The sequence below is a fragment of the Bacteroidota bacterium genome, assembly GCA_016699695.1.
GTDB lineage: Bacteria > Bacteroidota > Bacteroidia > Bacteroidales > UBA10428 > UBA10428.
In genome coordinates, this window is the sequence record CP065006.1 from 3,243,174 (window position 1) to 3,265,237 (window position 22,064).

Sequence of the window (22,064 nt, forward strand, 5' to 3'; positions counted from 1 at the left end):
CTTTATGGAAGAAAAATTAGAATCGTTCAGAAAATTGCTCGAAATAATGGACGACCTGCGTGTCAAATGTCCATGGGATAGGGAGCAAACCATGGAGAGTATACGCAACCTTACCATAGAAGAAACTTATGAACTGGCCGATGCAATTTTGCAGGGTGATTATCAGCACATAAAAAAGGAGTTGGGCGATTTGCTTTTGCATATTGTGTTTTATTCGAAAATAGCCTCTGAAACGGATAAATTCGACATTAAAGATGTCATCGATTCATTGTGTCAGAAGCTAATCTTCAGGCATCCTCATGTGTTTGGCGATGTCGATGTGCAGAACGACAGTCGCCGGGTGGTAGAAAATTGGGAAGAACTTAAACAAAAAGAAGGAAATAAATCTGTCCTGAGCGGAGTTCCGGGCAATCTTCCTGCTTTAATAAAAGCCAACCGTATTCAGGAAAAAGTACGCGCCGTTGGTTTCGATTGGGAAAAACGTGAGCAAATATGGGAAAAGGTTCACGAAGAATTGAACGAGCTGATGGCTGAGATTAAGGTCAATAATCAGGAAAATATTGAAAAGGAATTTGGCGATTTACTTTTTTCGGTAGTAAACGCTGCCAGACTTTACAAAGTCGATCCCGAAACAGCTCTCGAACGCACCAACCTGAAGTTTATGGACCGCTTTAATTACCTCGAACAACATACCATTAAAAAGGGTCGTTCTTTAAAGAAAATGTCGCTTGACGAAATGAACCTTATTTGGGAAGATGCTAAAAAGTATGATAAGCAGTAGTTTTCAAAGCTTGCAATGCCTTAAATAAAATGTTCAGTTGTTTTGTTACAAGAAAACGCCAATATAAAAATTCAGAAATATTCTAATTGAATGAAAAAAAATCTTCTATCCATTGCATTCCTGGCTATTATGTTGTTTCCACTTCAAGCCCAGATAATTCAATCGAAACTCGATTTTGTCGCTGGCCTTAGTGCCCGCGAATACTTTCATGCAGGGTTTCGCTATCAATATTCCGATATAACTCAGCTGGGAATTTCGATAGGCAGCGACCTGGAGTTACGCACCGAAAAAATTACTACTTATAGCATCGATCACATGATCCATTTCGGCACATTGTCCATGTATACCAACAGGCCAGCTTGGTATGCCCGCCAGGGATTTACGTATTCAGTCAACCTTGAAACTGTCGATAGAACCAGAAAATTTTCTTACCTGAATTTTTCACTCGGCCGCGAATTTGCAGTGAATACCTGGCTAGGTTTTAATGCCGATATGGGCATAATCTGGCAGGTAAAATCGTTAACAATAGAGAACCAGGCAGAAATTCACGACAATCTGAGGTACATTATGCCCCTTGCACGAGTACAGGCTTTTATATCTTTTTAACTTTTTTTTAAATACTTGCAAACCATTATTGTAGTATTTTCGTTTTAGAATAAAAACTTGTATATGAAAAGTTTCGTTTTTATCAGCCTTGCTTCTATTATGCTACTTTCATTCAGTAGCCCGAATGCTTCGATTGAGTGGGGTTTTACAGAATACAATTTCGGTATGATTGATCGAAATAAGCCTGTTACTGTTGAATTTACCTTTAAAAATCCTGGAATGATTCCATTGGTAATTCTTGATGTCAAATCATCCTGTGGATGTACTGTTCCTGAATATCCCAAACAGCCTCTTGCGCCTGGTGCTGAAGGTAAAATTGTAGTAACCTACGATGCCAAGTTATCGGGATATTTCAGCAAAACAGTCACTGTGCAAACCAATACATCTGAGGGTATCACACAACTTTATATAAAGGGCGAAGTCAATTAATTGCCTTGGTATTCAATAAAAAGACCGTTTCAAAAGTTACAACTTGAAACGGTCTTTTTTTTTTGTAAAATCATCTTATTTCTTTTTCGCAGGGGCCTTTTTGACTGCAGAAGGTTTTTTTGGTTTTTCCTTCTCTACAATCTCTGCAACTGGTTCTTCAGGAGTTTCATCTTTTGGGTTTTCTTCCGGTGTTTCATTCGGATCAAAAAGATTCAATTCAATTAAAGTATTGTACCAGCTTATCACTTTCTTAATATCCGAAACATAAACCCTGTCGGCATCGTAATCGGGTATGACTTCTTCGAAGCGTTTTTTTAATTTATCGTTGGCTTGTTTAGCTTCGATGGTTTGTTTTCCTTCTTCTTTTTCGTAGAATTTTTTAAAAACTTCGCGCAAAGGCAGGTCTTCAGTTGTTGTATAAATGGCAATATCTTCAAGGGAACTTACCTTGGTTGCCGCACTCACAGCCATGCGCTTTTTTGTGATAAAACTCTCTACAATAATTCCATTTCTTCCTTGAGAAATGAATTGGTATAATCCGGGTTTACCAGAAATCGATAATATATCTTTTAACTTCATAAAACGTTTATTTCAGTTTGCAAAATTACAATTATGAATGAATGTAAAAAATGTTGTTTGCGTATTATAGATCACCAATTAAGCCTCGTCCGGTTTTATGTATCTGATTGTTTTCTCTGAAATGCTGAATGATTTTATCGAGTAAACCATTGATAAAGACATTGCTTCGGTTTGTGCTGTAATATTTCGATAATTCGATGTATTCGTTAAATGTTACTTTAACCGGAATACTTTCGAAATCGAGTACCTCAATAATGGCCATATTAATTAGAAGTATATCCATAAAAGCAATGCGTTCGAGTTCCCAGTTTTTTGAATAACTCTGGATAAGCCCCTCGTATTTCTCTTTTTTGAGAATTACTTTTCTGAAAAGGTTCTTTGTGAATTCCTCATCATCGGTACTTTTATAAAGAGGTAAAAGTGGCTGATCGGGGTCGCTCTGTTCTTTGAACTTTTTAATCGTTTTTAGAATGGCACTGATAATAAATTCAACTTCATCGTTCCAATAGATGCTCTGCTCTTCCAATTCGGCAAATAGTGGTTCGTACACAGAAATAATCTGGCTGTAAAGGGCAGTTATAAAATTTTTGTCGTTTTTATATGAATCTTCCTCTGAGCTCATATATTGCTGATAGAGCTTGCTGGCCAGTATTTCGTCGAGTAAAGATTTGATCAGTTCGGGTTGGTTCACCCAGGAAACTTTCTTTAATTCGAGATACCTTAAAAGCTGATTGTTGGTGCGTAAATCCTGTATAACCCGATTTTGAATAAATCTGAAATTAGGATTTAAGTCGGAAGGAGAGGGAAGTTTTTTCTTTTGGGCTAATTCCAACCTTTTTTCGGCCAGTTTTGCAAGTTCAACAGGAAGTATAAGCAGGTAATGATACAAATCGTAAGCCTTGTTAATGCTGAAAAAAAGCTCTTTTTCAACCTGATTTATAGAGGCCGTGCCTGAATTTTTGTAAAAGGCATAAAGAGCCTGCATGACTTTGATCCGAAGTATTCTTCTGCTTATCATCGTTTAAAAGAACCTGTTGTATAATTATTTGTGCCTGCAAAATAAACGTTTTTTTTTGTAAAAACATAATCTGCTTCAAGCCTTGATCTTTTTATTACGAAGTTGCAAGGATTATTAAAGGTAAAATAAGGTTATATTAATACACAATCGATTAGGACTTCTAAAAATATTTTTTATTTTTGACTACCATCAACCTGATAATACATTGAATAATGGCAGAAGACAAAGATTTTGTTTTACCAGAAAGCGACTCTGAGCGGGATGAAGTTTTCTCCAAATCGGTAAGGGCTGGAAAGCGTACTTACTTCTTCGATGTGAAAGCAACCCGTAGAAATGAGTATTACATTACCGTTACTGAAAGCAAAAAACGTTTTCATGACGATGGAAGGTTCTATTTCGAAAAGCATAAGATCTTCCTTTACAAGGAAGATTTTGAAAAGTTTAAGGATGGTCTGGATGAAGTTTTGCAATTCATTCAAAATGCTGGCTACAATTCACTTTCTGAGCATGAAGCGATCAATGAACTTCAACCCGATGTTAATCAAGACTATTTAAACATTAATTTTGAAGATTTAGAACTGGAAGTTTCTGCCGAACAAAAAACAGCGGAATAATGTTTCTAACTTCTTCTTCAATGCCTGTTTAGTATTTTTCCATTTTATCTTCGATAAAAACATCCTTGTTTTTTGCTATTTGCATCTTTACATTGGCAAAAATACTTTCAGCACCCTCTTGCATGCATGTAATGTGCACTTGCTTAATCACTTCCATTATTTTGTCATACGGACCTTCCATGACTGTTTCAAACGGGCATACCTGGTATTTTAGTCCGGAGGCTTGGATGACTGCAATTGCCTTGTCAACAATTTCATAAGGATGAACTGAAGAAGAGGTTGGAAGAATTTGAAGAGAAATGTTTACAAAGTGGTTCATACCGAAAAAGATTTCGGCAAAACTAATAAATGTTGTTAAGAATTAACATCTCTCTGATTTCTTTGTTGCTAAGTGCTTTTACATTAGTAACAATAAAATCGTTGTAGAGAAAATTTCCAAGTTGGTTGCATTCGCAAATTATGGATTTAAACAACTGCTGAAGCGGGATATTAAGCGGGATTAAGCAAAGGAGAGAGGCAAATTCCCCTTCAAAAACTGAATCTTCAAGTTCAGCATTGTATTGCGAGAGAGCATAATTCACTTCTTTATGAATAATCAACTGTTGAATTGGATCAAGACTTTTACCATAAGGAGTAAAAAGCACAATGAAATAGCGAAGTTTAAGGCCTTTTCCTCCTAAAGCACTTGTTATTAATACTTTACTTTCGTTGAGTAAATCACTCTCTAGGTGTAAACGGCTTTGTTGCAAGGCCAGGCAAGCCCAGTGATACAGTTTAATATTGGGTTGTTTCGAATATTTTTCTATTGTTCTATAGGCCTCAATACTGCTAATCGAGGCTAACTCGATAAGTTTACGCTTTTTTTTGTCCAATGACATTTCGAGGTCAAAGAGATTGTCTTTGTCCCGCAGAATTTCTTCTTCCGATTTGAATTTGCTTATTTTCCTCGAACACTCGAAATATTCCATCTGAAGGTCTGAGTCGATGTTTTCTTCCAGAATGCTGATGTCCATTTGATCCATTCCCAGGAAATCATGCAGGTGGTCATATATGTTTTCATGCGTGCTCACTGTACTTCCATAAAAATAATAAATTGATTTACTTATAATTAAATATAGAAAAACTTTGTTTTTATGTCAAGGTGCTGAACAAAAAAAAGAGGATTATTTCACTATTTAACACTTTTTTAGTAAACCAATAGTATACAAGTAAGTGAAACCTGCATTCAGAAGGACTTTGAAGACTTTTTTAATATATAGAGGAATAGAGTTAGATGAGTTTTGCATAGAAGCATGAAACCCTATCGATAGATTAACGGATTAGAAAGCAAAAGGAGTTCTTAGAGTAAAATGCCTATATTTACAAAAACCTTTTTCCTTAACAACTGCCTTGCAAGTCAGATGGCATCTCATTTATAACGATTGGTGGAAAGTAAAAAGCACGAACTGCTGCTGCGAGGGATAAAAAACCGCGATACACAAACTCTTAAGGCAGTGTACAAAGAGTTTTACCCTAAAGTTGCCGGTTTTATTGCCGGTAAAGGTGGGAGTGCAGACGATGCTAAAGATATCTTTCAGGAATCGCTCATGGTAATTTACAAACTTAGCTTAACAGATCAATTTACCATTGAAACCGATTTTGGAAGTTACCTGATAGGCATAGCCAAACGAATATATTTCAAACAATTACGACAAAAAGAAATTCATCATCGCTTTGTGGATGGATCGGAGAAAACTTTTTCTGAGGATCATCCGTCTGATGTGGAAATTGAGAATGAGATTGAGCAGCATTTAATGCGTAAGTACCTTTTAGAGTTGGGCGAAATTTGTCGAAAAATACTGCTTTGGTCAGCCAGTGGAGTAAATAATGATGAAATTGCTGAGAAATTAGGGTATAAGAGCGAAAAAATTGTGCGTACAAAAAAACACAAATGCAAGAGCAGTTTAATTTCCTTAATTAAAGCCGATCCTTATTTTAAGGGTAAAAAGAGTTAATAGAGTCTTCTCTTTAATTTCTTTTTATCTTGAAGAATAAAAATCCTGCAAAAAGTATCATCGTAATGCCTCCGAAAATCCACCATGGTGACCGATAAACCGGATCTGCATTACCGATTAAGATGTAAGAAGACCAAAAAAATGGATGCTTGTATTGCTCCTGAGCGCTTTTTAGAAAATTGAGCTTTGCAAGACGCAAAGCCTCTGATTTGGATTTGCTTTTTAAAAGGTTTTTATAAAAATAATGCATCAAAGTTTTTCCCGATTCATCTTCTACTCTCCACAAGGTTATAACCAGACTTGGGCATCCGGCATAAAAAAATCCACGCGACAGACTCATCACTCCTTCACCATTTTTAAGCTCTCCATGCCCCGAATTGCATGCGCTTAATACGGTGAGCTGTGCTTGCAGTTTTAATGAAAAAAGTTCGTTAGTATTCAAAAATCCATTGTCGTTGGTCAAGTTATTGTCTGCAAAAACCAATTTCGAAAACAATGGGTTTTTATCGTCGATAAGAGTGTGCATGGCCAAATGCAGAATATCATAATTATTGGCAATCTCCAGGAAATTTTCTTTGGTTGCATCTTTTCCTAATGAACTGTTACCTCGTGTAAGTTTGCATACCATCAAAGCCTCTTCGAGGGCAAACGGCAATGGGAGCAGGTAATTTCGATAGTTTCTCACCTTATATTCATCGGTATTTTTTGCTTGCTGGCTAATTCTGGCAGAATAATCGGGCGCAACAGACAGGGTCTTATTCCATAATTTCTTACCTCCTCTGCCTAGCATTTCGGAATAAATCGAGGATGAATAGGCATAAGATATGGTATAATTGTAAACCAGATAATTGAGGTTGTTAAAAGATTTGATGGGTAAGGCACTAGGTTTATCGACAAGCGCTTCAAAAGGAATATAGGAGATAAGTCCATCCGGAATTATTACCAGGTTTTTTTTCAGCTTATCTTGATTCACTTTACTTAAAAGCTGTTGATATAGAAAAAACGCTCTTTTGTAGTACAAGCTATAAGTTGAATGGTTTTGACCTGAAAAATCAAAATTTTTAAACTCGTTGATATAGTTTCTAAGGCTGTCTTTTAGTGCATTGTTTAACTGGGTGCGATAAAAATATACCTCTTTTCGATTAATCACAAAGAGAAACAAACTCGTGTCGCTCAGGCTATATTCAAGCAAGGTTGTATTCCTATCGAGAGACGATTGCAGCGAGGGAATTGTAGAAAGATTGGTTTTGTATTTTAGTGAGTAATATTCCGGAAAGTCTGAATCGAGTGTGTTTTTGAGCAATTCATATTGTCTGCTGAAGTTAAAGAGGTAGCTTTTCCACACATCAAGTTTAACCTGATCAGGCTTTAATTGTATGCTTTCTTCATATACTTTCTCGTTGTAAAATGCGATTTCACGTTTCAACCTGCTTTCTTTTTCTATTAGTGAATCGGGTATTCCTGCAAATTTTTTGGCTTTTTCTTCGCTCAATACTCCCAACAGCACCGAAGATTTACTTTGTTCAGCAAAATAGAATGCCTCTTCGAGGTATTGATATTGCCCGGTTACTGAGTATAATCTTTCAGCACAATCGAGACCCTTACTGTATACTTGACTTTCTTTGTCAGACAGGTATAGCTTGCTTTCTACCGATAAATACCCCTGCCTGATTTGGTGAATGACAAGCGCCAGCTCATGAAGGTTTTTGAGTGCAAATTCGAGGTATAAAAAATTCTTTTTCTGGGCGTACCAGGCAATATAGGTATCAGATAAAGTATTCAGTAAGCTTATTGTGTGAAGCAATGATCGATGCTGAATTTTAAGGGTATCGTTACCATTTTGATCCTGCAGGTATTTAAGTGCCATTTGATAATATGAAACTGCTTTTTCAAAATCATTCCTCACTTTCCAATAATTGCCATTAAGAACCATTATATCGAAGTAATACTTTGAATCGATGGACGATTGAATGTAAATAGATTCCGCTGACCTGATCGCTTTAAGAGCCAGTTCAGGCTGGTTAGTGCTCAAGTAATACTCAGCTAAGTGCTTGTATGAATCGCAATGTAGCTGAGGAGAATGATAATTGTGTTTATCGAATAATAAGAGACTTTGTTGGATAAAAAAGAAACTGCTATCTGCCATTTTTCGATTTTTAAAGCTTATTGCGGCCGTAATGTAGATATCATGCAGGGTTATGTACTGCTGAAGGTTGTGTCGCGAGAATTCACTAATGGCCAGGTTACTGAGCCGGGAGGCTTCTGAGTAATTCTTCCGGCTGTTTTCGAGCAATGCAAAGCGATTCAAGGTTTCTATTTTACGAAGGATGGCTTCTGTGGAATTCAAATTACCAAGTAGCTTCAAAGCCTCATCAAAGTATTCCACAGCCAGCGTAAAGTCACCCTTATGGCGGTATGCATTTCCCATGTTCGAATAAAGGTTAGCCATAGATAAGGCCGGGGCATCATTTAACATATAAATTTTCCTGGCACGGTTGAAATAATCTAATCCATTGTCGAAATGCCATTGATTTATGCATAAAACGCCAAGGTTATTTAAATCGTGGGCAATATTTAAATGATTGGGTGGATAGAGTTGGAGCGATAATTCTAGTGTTTGCTTCAGAAGTGCTTCCGCTGTTATAAAATCGCCCGTGATAAATGCTTCCACACCTCTGTTGTTAAGAGTTTTGTTAGAATCTTCCAACGCACTAACTGGATTATCAGCTGGCTGACTTTTTAAACACTCGGCTGCAAAAAGTATCAAAATGATTAAGTGCAATTTCATTCTGAAGAAATGAATAGGTAGATGAATAACATGAAAGTACTAAAATTTATTCAATTTAATATTCTAATAATCAACAAATTAATAAATAGGTGTTGTTTTTTTTTATTTTTTTCATTAGAAACCGGTGACATTTTAGTGTCCAGTGGTACTTAATAGTAAAACAATGAATTATTATTCACTTATACATAAAAGCAATGAAACTTTTTAACAAATCTTCAGAAAGAAAAAGCAGCGATTTTAATCTGGCTCAAAAGCAAGTATTAAGTGTAAAAGAATTAATGACTATACGCGGTGGCGATGAGCACGGTGGTATGATCATAAGAAAATAATATCCAAATAGGCATTCAAATATCCCAAAGCGGGTTTAATTTAACCTGGTTTTAACGGCACTCATTCCCTTAGAATATAATGTACCCCGCTTTGGTGATATTTGGAAAAATGGTCCAACTTTTTTTTGAGAAAGTTTGACTTAAAAAGTGGGATCAAATAACTTGGGAAACCAATTTGGCGGTTGTAAGCATTAAAGTTTAATACGTAATAGTTAGTAAAAAAATGGAAAAATAAATTCCAACCTTCCCGGGCGGGACAAAGCTCTTTTGGTTTTGACGGCACTCAATATACCTCTCTTATCTTCTTTTGTTCCGCCCACTTTTTTATACTTCTGAATATAGCATACAGATATAAAAGATACATAGATATTATTGTCTACTGAAACCTTAACCTTCTATTCTTTTACTGGTAACCCCAGGTAATACGTGGATATATTTCTTTATTTTGCTCCCGAAAAATTTTTATGGGGTGCATTGGTGAATAACTGAACCCAAATTATTATGGCTAAAGAACTGGATTACACTCAATTTATTGAGCGATACCTGCAACAAGAAATGAGCCCAGCTGAAAAAGTATGGTTTGAAAAGGAATTGCAGGGAAACTCATTGTTACAGGATGAATTGCTCTTTTACCGAAAGGTAAACCAGGTGCTTGCTGAAAAAGAACTGGTCGATTTTAAGTTGCAGCTGGATGCAATTCACAGAGAAATTATACAAACTTCAGTTGGAGGTCAGCACTATATCAGACAATACAGAAAAAAGATTAACCTGCTGGCCGGAAGTGTGATGGCAGCTTCTGTCGTATTGAGTTTATATTTTCCAAACCGTAAGATATCCGATCAGAATCTTTACAATCGCTATTTTGAACCAGCTTCCTTTTCAGTAAGTTACCGCGATGCCAGCGAGCAAGACAGAATGCTGAAGGAGGCTATGCAGTTGTACGAAAGTAAGCAGTATTCAGAAGCAATCAGTCATTTCGAAAAAATCATGATCATTGAACCTAACAAATATGGGATAAATCTTTATGCTGGGATAGCCCATATGGAATTGGCACAATACCCCCAGGCTATTCTTCGGTTCAACACGATTTTAACTCAGGATTATGGCCCATTTTCCGAATCGGCTAGCTGGTATTTGGGGCTTTGTTATTTGTATTCCAACGAGAAAACAAAGGCAAAAAATCTGTTCGAAGGTTTGATGCAATCCGACGGATATTACAAGCGCGATGCCCACCGTATACTTAAGCATATGAAAGGTAAATAGTTTGATTGGAATTAGCCTTATACCAGATATTTATTAACGGGACAAATGTCTATTGCTTTAAATTGAAACAATTCTCAAAAATGATGTGAGATGAACCCTATAAGGATGATCCAGGAATGGATCAAGGCATTTATGCCAAAACATCGGATTATAAGCGATTACAATCAAATGGTAAGCCGGTTAAAACAACTTGAAATGCAAGTTGCACAAAGTTCACAGCAATTGGAGCTGGCAAAGGCAAGCTTCCTGAAAAACATCTACCATGAAATTCGCACGCCCCTTAATTCCATAATAGGGTTTACAAATCTGCTTGATAATAAACACCTACTTGCTCCTGAAGAAAGAGAAGAATATACTAACCTTATCAATGTAAATAGCCGTAAGTTTTTAAGCCTACTTGACGACATTATTCAAGCATCTCTGCTTGAAGCCGGTATGATAAAGATTAAGCCCGAACCTGTTTGTTTGGGCGAATTCTTTGATGAAAACCATAGTTTTTATTCTATCCGCCGACATACCCAGGAAAAGAATGCCATTGCACTTTTGCTAACGGTAGAAGAAGACATAAAGCAAAAAAGCTTTGTTTTTGACCGTTACCGAATAGCACAAGTGCTTACTCAATTAGTCGATAATGCGCTGAAGTATACTGATAAAGGAGTGGTGGAATATGGTTGCACAATTCAGAATGAACGTCTGGAGTTCTTCGTGAAAGACAATGCAATACCTATACTAATGCCTCAAAAGAGATTGCTGTTTAAAAAGTTCTCGAAATTAGAGGTATCAAAAACAAATGATGGCGGCTTAGGTTTAGGTTTGTCTATTTGCAAAGATTTGCTCCAATTAATGGAAGGAGATATTCTTGTAGAATCAAATCATGGACATGGAAACACCTTTATTTTTTCTATACCTGCCATTATCTCGAAGGATGAGAACAATTTGATAACTGAGCCAATAAAAGAATCACGCATACATTTTTTTCAAAGAGCAACTACATATCGGGCTGTGTAATTTGTATAATAATTAACCAAGCGAATGCTCTTTTCTTGGCAACGTGAAAGAGAATGTAGTTCCCTTTCCCAGTTCACTATCGACCATTAACTCGCCTTGGTTTTTTTCAATAAACTCTTTGCAGATTATTAAACCTAAGCCAGTACCGTTTTCGCCTGCGGTACCGGTGGTAGAGAAATATTCGTCGATTCGGAAAAGTTTTTTGATATTTTCCTGCGATATTCCAATTCCGGTATCTCTTATTGCAATCAGGCATTTATCCTGCGAGATATCTGAGCAACTAATCGTGACAATTCCATTGTTTGCTGTAAATTTTATAGCATTACTCACAAGGTTACGAATAATAAGATTTACCATATTGAAATCGGCCCATGCCTTTCCACTGCATTCCATTTTTGTTTTGATGGCAATGCTTTTTTTCTCAGCATTGCCAGTACTTAGAATAACAATCTGTTGAATTATTTCGTGCAATTGTATGTGGTCTGGTGTATACTTGATACGCTCAGTTTGGGTGCGAGCCCATTGAAGGAGATTCTCTAGCAGGTTATATGCACTCTCTGAAGAAGTTTTAATCATACCCAAGAGATCAAGGCGCTGTTTCTCTTCAAAATCTTCAAAATTCCGCATGAGCAATTCCGAGAAGCCAAAAATGGCCTGGAATGGATTTTTTAAATCATGGGCAATTATAGAAAAGAATTTATTTTTTGTTGCATTTAGTTCCTCCAGTCGGGCATTTGTTTTTTTCAAGATATCAGACTGCCGGTTTAACTCTTCGGCCTGTATCTGAATTTTTTCCTGCCTTTCCTCCAGTAATGTATTTACTTCTTTCAAACTTTCCGCTTGCTCAATTAATTGCTTTTCAGTGTTTTTTTGCTTAGTAATATCCCGGCCAATGCCCACAATACCCATAATTTTACCATCGACATCTTTAAAAGGTACTTTGGTTGTTGAAACTACTTTTTCCCTTCTTTCTTCATCAAAGCCAATTTCTTCTTTGTTAATCATGGCTTTACCCGTGCGCATAATCCTAACCTCGTCGTTGAAGTATTCTTGGGCTGCTTCTTTTGAAGGTGCAAGGTCAAAATCGGTTTTCCCAATGATATCGTCAAGGTTGTCGGTTTGCATAGTATCGAGCATTCGCTTATTCACAGTAATAAAGCGGCTTTCGGCATCTTTTATATAGATAAAGTCAGGCATGTTATCGATCAGGGTACGTAAAAGCGAACGTTCCTTTTCAATCATTTTATTTTGTTCTTCCAGCCATTCCGATTGTTTAAGTATTTCTTCCGAACGTTCCTCCAGCAATTGGTTGACTTCTTTAAGGTCTTCGGCTTGCTGTTCGAGCTGCTGTTGGTAATTTTTAAGTTCGGTGATGTCTTTTGTAATACCAACCAGTCCTAATATTCGCCCATCTTCGTCGAAATAGGGTACCTTGGTTACCGTCCGGAATATCTTTTCTCCATCGTCAAGAACACGCAATTCTTCTTTGTTTATTACTGCCTTTTTTTGTGCAATAATTTGTTTTTCCAATTCGATGAACCTTTGCGCCTGGTCCTTTGGATAGAAGTCAAGATCGCTTTTTCCTTCAAGTTCATAGGACGAGTTAATTCCAAGTTTTTCCATCAGTGACTTGTTGGCCAGTACAAAGCGGCTTTGGGTGTCTTTGATGTAAATAGAATCGGGGATATTGTCGATAAGCACTCTTAGGAGGTTTCTTTCGTTTTCAACTATTTTATTCTGGGTTGCCAGTTCTGAGGATTGCTGTTGAATTTCTTCCTGACGTTCTTCTAGTACTACATTCACCTCTTTGAGGTAATCGGCCTGCTCCTGTAGTTTGATTTCGGTTTCTTTCAGAGATGTAATGTCTTTTCCAATTCCTACAATACCTTCTATTTCCCCATCGGCATTTCTGTATGGCACTTTGCTTGTTAGCAAATACATGAGGTTCCCGTTTTTATCCAGACTAGTTTCCTCAATGCCAATCATTGGGCTGCCTTTCGAAATAATCCGCTGATCGTCGGAAAAAAATTTCTTGGCCATTTCTTTCGGATAGATGTCAAAATCAGATTTTCCTTTAATTTCTTCCTCCGAAGCGATGTTCAAGGAATCGAGCATGTACTGATTGGCTGTAATAAAGGTGCTGTTTTTATCTTTGATGTAAACAAAATCAGGCAGGTTGTCGATCAGGGTGCGCAGCAGTTTTCGCTCACTTTCCAGTATTTTATTTTGTTCGCCTAATTCATCGGCCTGTTGGTTAATTTCTTCCTGTCTTTCTTCGAGCAATACATTAACCTCTTGCAGGTTTTGTGCCTGTTCAATTAACTTTTCTTCAGTTTCCTTAAGCTTGGTAATATCACGGCCAATGCCTACCAATCCTAGAATTTTTCCGTTTTCATCTTTAAATGGCACTTTAGTTGTAGAGCGAACCCTGATATTTCCTTCTTTGTCGAAGCCTATTTCTTCTTTATTAATCACCGACTGGCCGGTGTCCATTATAAATTTATCGTCCTTATAAAAGATATCAGCAATTTCTTTTGGATAGTAATCGAAATCGGATTTTCCGAGAATTTCACTTCTCGATTTGGCTTTGGTAATCTCAATCTGTGCGATATTGGCATCTAAAAAGCAACATTCGCTATCTTTTATATAGATGGCATCCGGCATATTATCTATCAAGGTACGTAGCAAAAGTCTTTCTTTTTCAATTTCCTCATTTTTCTGTGTCAACAACTCGTTGTAAAGATTTTGCTGAGTAGTGTCAGAAATTATTCCTAAAAGGCCTATTAATTTGCCATTTCTATTTTTAAGAGGGTATTTTCTTGTAACTGTGAATTTGAGTATTCCGTTGTTCTCGCTTCGCTGTTCCCGAAGCAATTCAGGCACATCATTGTATAGTATTTGCTGGTCTTCGTAATTGTATTTGGCAGCAATACTTTCTTCGTAAAGGTCCGAATCGTGCTTACCTATTAATTCTTTCGGTGATGATTTTTTCAGTAAGCTGGCAAACTTTTCGTTTACCACGATATACTTTCCATAGGGGTCCTTAATAAAAATGCTATCGGGAAGGTTGTTTAATAAGGTAATGAAGGGTACTGTTTCCTCGGGATTCAATTCGCTAAGGTCGCGTAGAATGCCCATTGGACCTTTGAAATATTTTAAATACAAGTAAATTCCAAGTGCTGTAATCAGCGCACCTGTCATAAAAGGAATAACGAATTGAAAGCTCAGGGTTGAAAAATAGGTAAGTGAAATCACAGGAATTATTATTAGTTGGATCAGGTTTTCGTAAGTCTACATACGTATTTATCAGAAAATTGTTTTTTCTTTCGTGGTATTTTGTTTTAACTTTTCATGCGAAGGATTAGAGTAGTTGTTTTAGATTGAAAAGAACCCATTAGGTATCACAAAGCCTAATATGTTTAGTTTTATTAAACAAAGCTTAATTTATTATAAATTTTACAATATCCATGAGTCTCATGCAAGAAATTTTCGGTTCGGCATTCGAACTGTACGGTTTTTTAAGTCAGAAATCGAAATCGAGAAACGCCACTAAGCGCATGCTCCTGCGCGAGATCCGGAACAATATAAAACGACTGGAGCATCGAAATCGCAAAGGGGTGAATAGACACATACTTATTCAAAAACTGGAAAATGCCAGTTTGATTGCTGCCTTGGATCAAGATTTTTCTTTTAATAAACTATGCCCGGGGCAAAAAGTGAATCCGGCGATGCTCACTCAATTTGCTCCTGCGGAAAAGTATGCCGGATGGGATGCTAACCGTTTGATGAATAGCATTGACGAAAAGATAGTTCAGCTTAAAGAACTTTCGGAATTGTATTCCCCCGAAGGAATTAAAGCCATTAACCTGACTCAAAGGTTAAACAACCTTTTTGCACAGCTATTACTCGTATCGGTGCTTATTAAGCAGGCTGAGTCATAATTTTGGTACTATTGGGATTGTTTGACTGTGTGTGAAACACATTTGATTAATTATAGAATAATAACTTCAATCAATTTTAGCATGAAAATTATTGCCGATAAAGATATTCCATTTCTTTTCGGAGTATTCGAGCCTTTTTGCGATATAGAGTATTTTCACCATTCCAAAATAAATAACCAGATCGTACTTGGGGCGGATGTGCTTATCATTCGAACCCGCACAATTTGTAACGCAGAACTTCTGAAAGGGTCTAAGGTAAAATTCATTGCAAGTGCCACTATAGGTTTTGATCACATTGATGTGGACTATTGCAAAAAAGAAGGCATTAGTTGGAAGAATTCCCCAGGCTGCAATTCCGGGGCTGTAAAGCAATGGTTTATGTCGGCTATTTTTGCTCTGATTGCGAAACAAAACATGAATATCAGAGATATTACCCTTGGAGTGGTAGGGGTGGGACATGTAGGTAGTAAGGTGGCCAGTTTTGCCGAAGCAATTGGTCTTCGAGTATTATTGAACGACCCACCACGCGAAAGGGTTGAGGGCAATTGCAACTTTCGGGTAATGCAATCCATAATTCGCGAGTGCAATCTAATAAGTTTTCATGTGCCATTAATCCACAACGGACCAGATAAAACTTTTCATCTGGTGAATCAGTCGTTTATTGAATCTTTGCAGCCAGGCACAATGCTTATCAACTGCTCACGCGGCGAAGTGATAGATACCAATGCTTTTTTATCGGTTGGAAAAAAGAAAAAGCTAAAAGCTGTACTCGATGTGTTCGAAAACGAGCCAAGCATCTCTCAGGAACTTGCTAGCATGGCCTCGATTATAACCCCACATATAGCAGGCTATTCGATAGAAGGAAAGGCAAATGCTACGACGCAGGTGGTACAAAGGGTGGCAGAATATTTAGAGATTCCACTCAATGATTGGCAGCCAGATTATGAATTGCCCGGGTACCTAAACCAGTTGGTGGTTGATGCTAAAAACAAAGAAAATGACGAAGTTATGGCAGAGGTTATTTGTCGCACCTATGCCGTTGAGAAGGATGATGCTTTGTTGAGGAAAAATTTGAATAATTTTGAGAATATACGCTCCAGTTATGTCTATCGATATGAGCCACAGGATTGGACAATTGGTTTATTGAATGGTGGAGCCGAAATTATTCAGAGCCTAAAGGCAATTGGCTTTCAAGTAAAGGCAGTTGGCTAGTGCCAATGTGGATTCTCTAGTTGAAGCTTTTGAGCCATTCTTAAAAAGTGGGCTTTGTATTTTATGAAGTGATTGCCTTTTTCAAATTCCCAATACACATTGTGTGCTTTGTGGATTTTACCTATGCATGATTCAAAAATCAAAATATAACTTATCCCTGTAATTTTTTCGGCCTGGAGAATGGAATTAAATCGAATGCTTTTATCTGCAAAGTGACCAATAACCGGGATGTTATATCTTCTTTTGGCTCTTTTCTCAGCGACGGTTTGTGCCATAGGTAAAAATTTGGTTGGTAGAATGTTGAAATAATATTGGAAGTTTCAATAAAAATACAATAAAAAATCAATTATAAGCAAACGGGCTATTTTTGGTATATTAACTTTTTCCTTTTCATGCTCAATTCCTCTTTTTTAGTTTCTTGGGATATTTAGCTTTTACCGTGATTATTTGGAGTTAGTCATTTGTTTTGGTTGACCAGTTGTTTCAAGCACATTCGACCAGAGTTCGCCCTCAATAGAAATTCTTTTGCGGGTTCTTACAGCGGTGTGTATCGGTATGGTTGTAAACTGCGAATTCCAATAACCCACAACAAATCCAGTGCGGCCAGCCATGGCTGCATGAACGGCATTTTGAGCCAAAAGGTTGCAAAACAGGCTGTCGTTGGCATTGGCCTCTGCACTGCGAATGATATAACTTGGGTCGATGTATTTTAAGGTAAAGGGAAAATTGATGGATTTGAAATTTTCTTCAATTTTTTCTTTCAGGAGTATACCAATGTCCTGATATTTTATATTTCCCGACTTGTCTCGTTCCATGTCTTTCTTGTCAAATAAATTCTGTCCGGCACCTTCAGCCACGGCAATGAGAGCATGTTGTTTACGCTCCAGTCGACGTTTTAATATGCTAAGAAATCCATTGGGCCCTTCGAGTTCTATTTCCATTTCCGGAATAATCACAAAATTTACCTCTTGAACCGCAAGCGAGGCATTGGCGGCAATAAACCCTGAATCGCGTCCCATAAGTTTTACCAGGGCAATTCCATTAAAAGCTCCTTTGGCTTCGTTGTGGGCACCTCGTAGTATTCTTGAGGCTACTGTAAAGGAGGTTTCGAAACCAAATGACTTTTCGATAAAATTGATATCATTGTCAATGGTTTTGGGTATTCCTGCAACGGAAATTTTAAGCCCTCGTTTAGTAATTTCCTCTTTAATGGCATTGGCACCTCGCAGGGTCCCATCTCCACCTATGGCAAAAAGGATATTTACATTCATTCTTTCAAGGGCATCTACAATTTCTTCTACATTCTGATCTCCCCGTGATGAACCTAGTATCGAGCCTCCCTGGTTATGAATATCTTCCACCAATTGTGGGTTTAATTCGATAATATCGTGGTTGTATTTAGGAATAAAACCCTCGTAACCATAACGTATTCCAATGGTTCTGGTAACTTTATAACGGCTATGCAGCTGCATTATGATACCCCTGATTACATTGTTTAATCCGGGACATAATCCACCGCAGGTTACTATAGCAGCTCGAATTTTCGATGGGTCATAGTAAATAAACTCTTTTGGTCCTGCTTTTTCGAAAGTAATAGGTTCAATGCCATTTTGTTGATGTTCCTGAAAGCTTCTTAAGGAACTATCGAAAAGTACCCTCTCTTTATCGTCGATGTAATTGAATACATTGTCATCGTACTTTTTTGATAAATCAAGCGGCGAAGGAATTTTACAAGAGCCTAACCTTTCCACTAAAAAATCAGAGGCCAGAAAATTTTCCATGAGTTCTTTTTAAGTAAACACAAATATAAAAAATGCTCGTTGTCGGTTGCTGAAATATTCTATTTTTTAAGCAATCGTTCTATGATAATACTGTATTTCTCTGAAATATGGCTCCATTGATACTCTTCTATAGCAATATTCTTGGCCTTTTGGGTTAATGCTGTGTTGGGCAATGGGTTTTTCTCCCGGTGCCTTAACAGTTCGTCGGCACTACAAAAGAACAAGGCTGCTTCTTGCGTAGTTGCAAGGTTAAACTCATTGCGATGACACAGCAAAGGTTTGTTGAGCCACATGGCTGCGGTAAGGGTTGGATTCGTGCCTCCTGCACTGTGTCCGTGAATATAACCTTTGCAAGCATTCAGGTGTTTTTCGAGAAAGACTTTGGAGTAATCTGCCTGTAAAAATTGAATATTCTCCACATTGCCAAATCGCTCATAAAGCTTTTGTCCATAGGAGGTTTGACTGTAATTGCTAATTAGCTTCCAATGTTCAGTAGGTCTGCCAAGAAACGATTGTGCAATCATTTCAAGGTTGTTTTCAGGCTCAGCCCGCGCAATGGTAAGCCAATAATCTTCGTTATCAGTTGGGATATCTGAGAGTTCAAACTGGTTGCCACCATAAGTGCAAAATTCTAATTTCGCACTAAATTGACGGTAATAGGGAAGGAGCGCTTTGTTATCGATAACAATACTGTCTGCAATTCGGCATAGTAACTGAATGGAATAGCGCAGGTATCTGTTTGTAAACCAATTCCATTTCTTTCTTTTCCACTCAAGGCCATCGGGGTGAAAGAGAATTTTTTTCTTTCTGTAGATCAGTTGAGATAAATACAAAAAAACTCCTGCTCCTCCACCTAAAAGAATTATTATATCGGAACTTTTCAAGGCTTTTCTAAAGCTAATGGCATCGTAAAAGATGCTTTGTACACCGTTGGCTTTAAATGGAATATAATAGTAACTAAGCGTTTTGTTCCCCGAGATTCTTTCAGGTTTTGAATAAACCGCCTTACTGCAAAATACCTTGATGTTGTAATGATGCTGAAGTTGTTTTGATAATTCTTCTACCAAAGTTTCGAACCCTCCATAACGTGCGGGTATACCAACACTTCCGACGAATGATATCGTTTTTTTCATAGATATTTAAAGCTTCAAAGTTATTAACATTCCACAATACCCAGATTACTATGCCTGTTAGCCAAAGGAGTTTGAATGTAGAATATTTTTCTGTTTAATAAGAGTTACGGTTAACGTTTAATTAAGTTAGAATAAACATTGAATTAACTCTCTGAGGTTCTTGAAGTTCGTGTAATACGCTTATAATCAATGTAATAAATAATTTTTATTTTTTTTTGAATTTTAATAAGCTGATAATAAACCAGGTATATTATTATTGAATTTATCAATAGCCAGAGGTCTTTTTTTTTATCTTTTTTTTCACAAAATTGCTCCTCTGTTTAATTAACAACGCCGTTCAAACTAAAAGCTTTATACCTAATACAATACAACAATGCATCGGGAGGTTTGGAGTAATTGCCTAAAAGTAATAAAAGATAACGTGCCCTCAATTAGTTATCGGACTTGGTTTGAGCCTATCATACCCTTGAGGCTTGAGAATAACATTCTGACAATTCAGGTACCTAGTCCATTTTTCTATGAATACCTCGAAGAAAAGTACATTGAAATTATCAGCAAAACCTTACGTAAAGAGCTTGGTTATGATGCCAAACTTGAATACAGTGTTGTAATGGAATACAACCCTGTTGAAGTAAGCAGTTCAACCTTTCTTAAGTTACCAGCGCAGAACCAAAAAGAAATTAAGAACAGACCTGTTTCAGTTCCGCTGAACGATGAAGAGAAATCCATTAAGAATCCCTTCATTATTCCAGGATTAAAGAAACTCGATATTGACCCACATTTAAATCCAGAGAATTCATTTGCCAATTTTGTGGAAGGCGAATGTAACCGACTGGCCCGTTCGGCAGGTATTGCAGTTGCCAACAGCCCGGGTGGAACTGCATTTAATCCCTTATTAATTTATGGCGATTCGGGTTTAGGAAAAACCCACCTTGTTCAGGCAGTTGGAATTGAAGTGAAAGATCGTTTCCCCGATAAAACGGTATTGTATGTCAATGCCAATAAGTTTCAGACTCAGTTTGTCGAATCGATTCGCAACAATAACCGCAACGACTTTTTGCATTTTTACCAGATGATTGATGTGCTGATCATTGACGATGTGCATGAATTTTCGGGAAAAGAAAAAACTCAGGATACTTTCTTTCACATTTTCAATCATCTGCATCAATCGGGCAAACAACTGATTCTAACTTCGGATAAACCACCTGTAGAATTGCAGGGAATGGAACAACGCTTACTTTCGCGGTTTAAATGGGGGCTTTCGGCAGATCTACAGACTCCTGATTTCGAAACCCGAATTGCAATTCTCAACCAAAAAACCTATAAAGATGGCATTCAAATGCCCGACGAGGTAATTGAATACATCGCCACACATATAACCGAAAACATTCGTGAACTCGAGGGTGCCCTTATCTCTCTTTTGGCCCAATCGACCCTAAACCGGAAAGAGATTACCCTCGACCTGGCCAAAGAGATGATTGATAAACTCATTAAAAATACGAAACGTGAGGTTTCAATCGATTACATACAGAAGGTGGTATGCAATTACTTCGATATAGGAGTAGAGATGCTTCAATCACGTACGCGTAAGCGCGAAATTGTTCAGGCCCGTCAAGTGGCTATGTATTTTAGCAAATGCCTGACAAAATCGTCATTGGCTACAATAGGAGCGCAGATAGGAGGCAAAGACCATGCAACAGTGCTTCATGCCTGTAAAACGGTAAATAATTTGCTCGATACCGACAAACATTTCAAAAATCAGATTGAAGACATTGAAAAAAAATTGAAATTCTAATTCATTAAAACAGGTTGCTTTAAACCTGTTTTTTTTTGCTTTATAAGTTCTATTTCCTAAAAACCGAATGTATTATCTGCATCAACCAGAGGAATGTATAAGCCCGCAATAGTTAAAGACCTGCATTCAATCATATATTTTATTTTAAGAATATATTTCTTTTAAGCTATCTATGAGTTACGATGCTTACAATACTATCACTGCTCCCTCGCAAGGTTTATTCAAAGACAAGGGAAGCCGATTTCTGGCTTTTGCTTATCCTGTTGCGCAGGAAGACGAGGTAAAGGAACATATTGTTCACCTAAAGAAAGAATACAACGATGCCAGACATCATTGCTATGCATACCGTTTAGGAATAATCGACGAAAAATATCGGGTAAGCGACGATGGTGAACCTTCAGGTACTGCAGGCAAACCTATTTATGGTCAATTCATCTCACGTAACTTGTCTGATTTGATGGTTGTAGTGGTGCGCTATTTTGGAGGAACACTGCTTGGCACAGGAGGCCTCATCAATGCCTATAAAATGGCTACTTCAGAATGCCTCGATGCCGCTGAAATTGTTCCCAGGTTTGTGAAGCGTACTTTTCGTGTCGAATTCCCCTATGAGTTATCGGGGCCGGTATTAAAACTCGTGAAAGAAGAAGGAATAGAGATAATACGTCAGGATTTTAGCCAGATATGCCAGCTAACTCTTAATGTACGATTGCTCGATTACAACAGAGTTGTTTCGAGGTTTGAGCAACTTTATGGTGCTGTAATGCACACATAAGTGCTGAATGATTTTAACAAG

20 protein-coding genes are annotated in these 22,064 nt (G+C 37.4%); 11 read left to right on the forward strand and 9 right to left on the reverse strand.

Going from position 1 to position 22,064, the window contains the following annotated elements:
* Window positions 1-4 precede the first annotated feature (4 nt).
* The 3 genes from mazG to IPM71_13535 all read left to right on the forward strand — a co-directional run bounded on the left by mazG (window position 5) and on the right by IPM71_13535 (window position 1,816).
* Window positions 5-781, forward strand: a complete 777-nt coding sequence (gene mazG / locus IPM71_13525; GenBank protein QQS50590.1) for a nucleoside triphosphate pyrophosphohydrolase — start codon at window positions 5-7, stop codon at window positions 779-781.
* Between the two features lie 90 nt (window positions 782-871).
* Window positions 872-1,387, forward strand: a complete 516-nt coding sequence (locus tag IPM71_13530) for a hypothetical protein (protein ID QQS50591.1) — start codon at window positions 872-874, stop codon at window positions 1,385-1,387.
* Between the two features lie 63 nt (window positions 1,388-1,450).
* On the forward strand, window positions 1,451-1,816 hold the full coding sequence (locus IPM71_13535; GenBank protein QQS50592.1) for a DUF1573 domain-containing protein: 366 nt from the start codon (window positions 1,451-1,453) through the stop codon (window positions 1,814-1,816).
* Between the two features lie 75 nt (window positions 1,817-1,891).
* On the opposite strand, the gene IPM71_13540 is transcribed toward IPM71_13535, so the two are convergent.
* Together IPM71_13540 and nusB are read right to left on the reverse strand one after the other, a co-directional pair.
* Window positions 1,892-2,395: a DUF5606 domain-containing protein gene (locus IPM71_13540; GenBank protein ID QQS50593.1), complete on the reverse strand. Its 504-nt coding sequence runs from the start codon at window positions 2,393-2,395 to the stop codon at window positions 1,892-1,894.
* A gap of 64 nt (window positions 2,396-2,459) precedes the next feature.
* Window positions 2,460-3,413 carry a transcription antitermination factor NusB gene (gene nusB / locus IPM71_13545; GenBank protein QQS50594.1) on the reverse strand — a complete coding sequence of 318 codons (954 nt, stop codon included), beginning with the start codon at window positions 3,411-3,413 and terminating at the stop codon, window positions 2,460-2,462.
* A gap of 212 nt (window positions 3,414-3,625) precedes the next feature.
* On the opposite strand from nusB, the gene IPM71_13550 reads away from it, so the two are divergent.
* Window positions 3,626-4,027 (forward strand): PUR family DNA/RNA-binding protein, encoded by a 402-nt coding sequence (locus IPM71_13550; protein QQS50595.1) that lies wholly within the window; start codon window positions 3,626-3,628, stop codon window positions 4,025-4,027.
* A gap of 28 nt (window positions 4,028-4,055) precedes the next feature.
* On the opposite strand, the gene IPM71_13555 is transcribed toward IPM71_13550, so the two are convergent.
* Window positions 4,056-4,346: a thiamine-binding protein gene (locus IPM71_13555; GenBank protein QQS50596.1), complete on the reverse strand. Its 291-nt coding sequence runs from the start codon at window positions 4,344-4,346 to the stop codon at window positions 4,056-4,058.
* Window positions 4,347-4,368: 22 nt separating this feature from the next.
* The gene (locus IPM71_13560; protein ID QQS50597.1) at window positions 4,369-5,097 is read right to left on the reverse strand and encodes a hypothetical protein; all 729 of its coding nucleotides are present in this window, start codon (window positions 5,095-5,097) and stop codon (window positions 4,369-4,371) included.
* Between the two features lie 354 nt (window positions 5,098-5,451).
* Here IPM71_13560 and IPM71_13565 point away from each other — a divergent pair, with 354 nt between their 5' ends.
* Complete coding sequence (locus IPM71_13565) at window positions 5,452-6,021, forward strand: sigma-70 family RNA polymerase sigma factor (GenBank protein QQS50598.1); 570 nt, start codon at window positions 5,452-5,454, stop codon at window positions 6,019-6,021.
* A gap of 13 nt (window positions 6,022-6,034) precedes the next feature.
* Here IPM71_13565 and IPM71_13570 read toward each other — a convergent pair whose 3' ends face one another.
* Complete coding sequence (locus IPM71_13570) at window positions 6,035-8,692, reverse strand: CHAT domain-containing protein (protein ID QQS50599.1); 2,658 nt, start codon at window positions 8,690-8,692, stop codon at window positions 6,035-6,037.
* A gap of 947 nt (window positions 8,693-9,639) precedes the next feature.
* Between IPM71_13570 and IPM71_13575 the strand changes: the two genes are divergently transcribed.
* Together IPM71_13575 and IPM71_13580 are read left to right on the forward strand one after the other, a co-directional pair.
* A complete protein-coding gene (locus IPM71_13575) occupies window positions 9,640-10,401 on the forward strand; it encodes a tetratricopeptide repeat protein (GenBank protein QQS50600.1) in 762 nt (253 codons plus the stop codon).
* A gap of 90 nt (window positions 10,402-10,491) precedes the next feature.
* Complete coding sequence (locus IPM71_13580) at window positions 10,492-11,409, forward strand: hypothetical protein (protein QQS50601.1); 918 nt, start codon at window positions 10,492-10,494, stop codon at window positions 11,407-11,409.
* Window positions 11,410-11,421: 12 nt separating this feature from the next.
* On the opposite strand, the gene IPM71_13585 is transcribed toward IPM71_13580, so the two are convergent.
* A complete protein-coding gene (locus IPM71_13585) occupies window positions 11,422-14,664 on the reverse strand; it encodes a PAS domain-containing protein (GenBank protein QQS50602.1) in 3,243 nt (1,080 codons plus the stop codon).
* Between the two features lie 221 nt (window positions 14,665-14,885).
* Here IPM71_13585 and IPM71_13590 point away from each other — a divergent pair, with 221 nt between their 5' ends.
* Together IPM71_13590 and IPM71_13595 are read left to right on the forward strand one after the other, a co-directional pair.
* On the forward strand, window positions 14,886-15,350 hold the full coding sequence (locus IPM71_13590; GenBank protein ID QQS50603.1) for a hypothetical protein: 465 nt from the start codon (window positions 14,886-14,888) through the stop codon (window positions 15,348-15,350).
* 81 nt (window positions 15,351-15,431) lie between these two features.
* Window positions 15,432-16,562 carry a 4-phosphoerythronate dehydrogenase gene (locus IPM71_13595; GenBank protein QQS50604.1) on the forward strand — a complete coding sequence of 377 codons (1,131 nt, stop codon included), beginning with the start codon at window positions 15,432-15,434 and terminating at the stop codon, window positions 16,560-16,562.
* Here the strand turns inward: IPM71_13595 and IPM71_13600 are convergent.
* From IPM71_13600 to IPM71_13610, 3 genes are all read right to left on the reverse strand, one after another.
* A complete protein-coding gene (locus IPM71_13600; GenBank protein ID QQS50605.1) occupies window positions 16,559-16,837 on the reverse strand; it encodes a hypothetical protein in 279 nt (92 codons plus the stop codon). The two genes, IPM71_13595 and IPM71_13600, sit on opposite strands and share 4 nt — an antisense overlap.
* Window positions 16,838-17,005: 168 nt before the next feature.
* Window positions 17,006-18,343: an ATP-dependent 6-phosphofructokinase gene (locus IPM71_13605; GenBank protein QQS50606.1), complete on the reverse strand. Its 1,338-nt coding sequence runs from the start codon at window positions 18,341-18,343 to the stop codon at window positions 17,006-17,008.
* 59 nt (window positions 18,344-18,402) lie between these two features.
* Window positions 18,403-19,476 (reverse strand): DUF1972 domain-containing protein, encoded by a 1,074-nt coding sequence (locus IPM71_13610; GenBank protein QQS50607.1) that lies wholly within the window; start codon window positions 19,474-19,476, stop codon window positions 18,403-18,405.
* A 373-nt stretch (window positions 19,477-19,849) separates the two neighbouring features.
* Between IPM71_13610 and dnaA the strand changes: the two genes are divergently transcribed.
* Window positions 19,850-21,271 (forward strand): chromosomal replication initiator protein DnaA, encoded by a 1,422-nt coding sequence (gene dnaA, locus IPM71_13615; GenBank protein QQS50608.1) that lies wholly within the window; start codon window positions 19,850-19,852, stop codon window positions 21,269-21,271.
* Between the two features lie 172 nt (window positions 21,272-21,443).
* Window positions 21,444-22,043 (forward strand): YigZ family protein, encoded by a 600-nt coding sequence (locus IPM71_13620; GenBank protein QQS50609.1) that lies wholly within the window; start codon window positions 21,444-21,446, stop codon window positions 22,041-22,043.
* The last annotated feature ends 21 nt before the right edge of the window (window positions 22,044-22,064 follow it).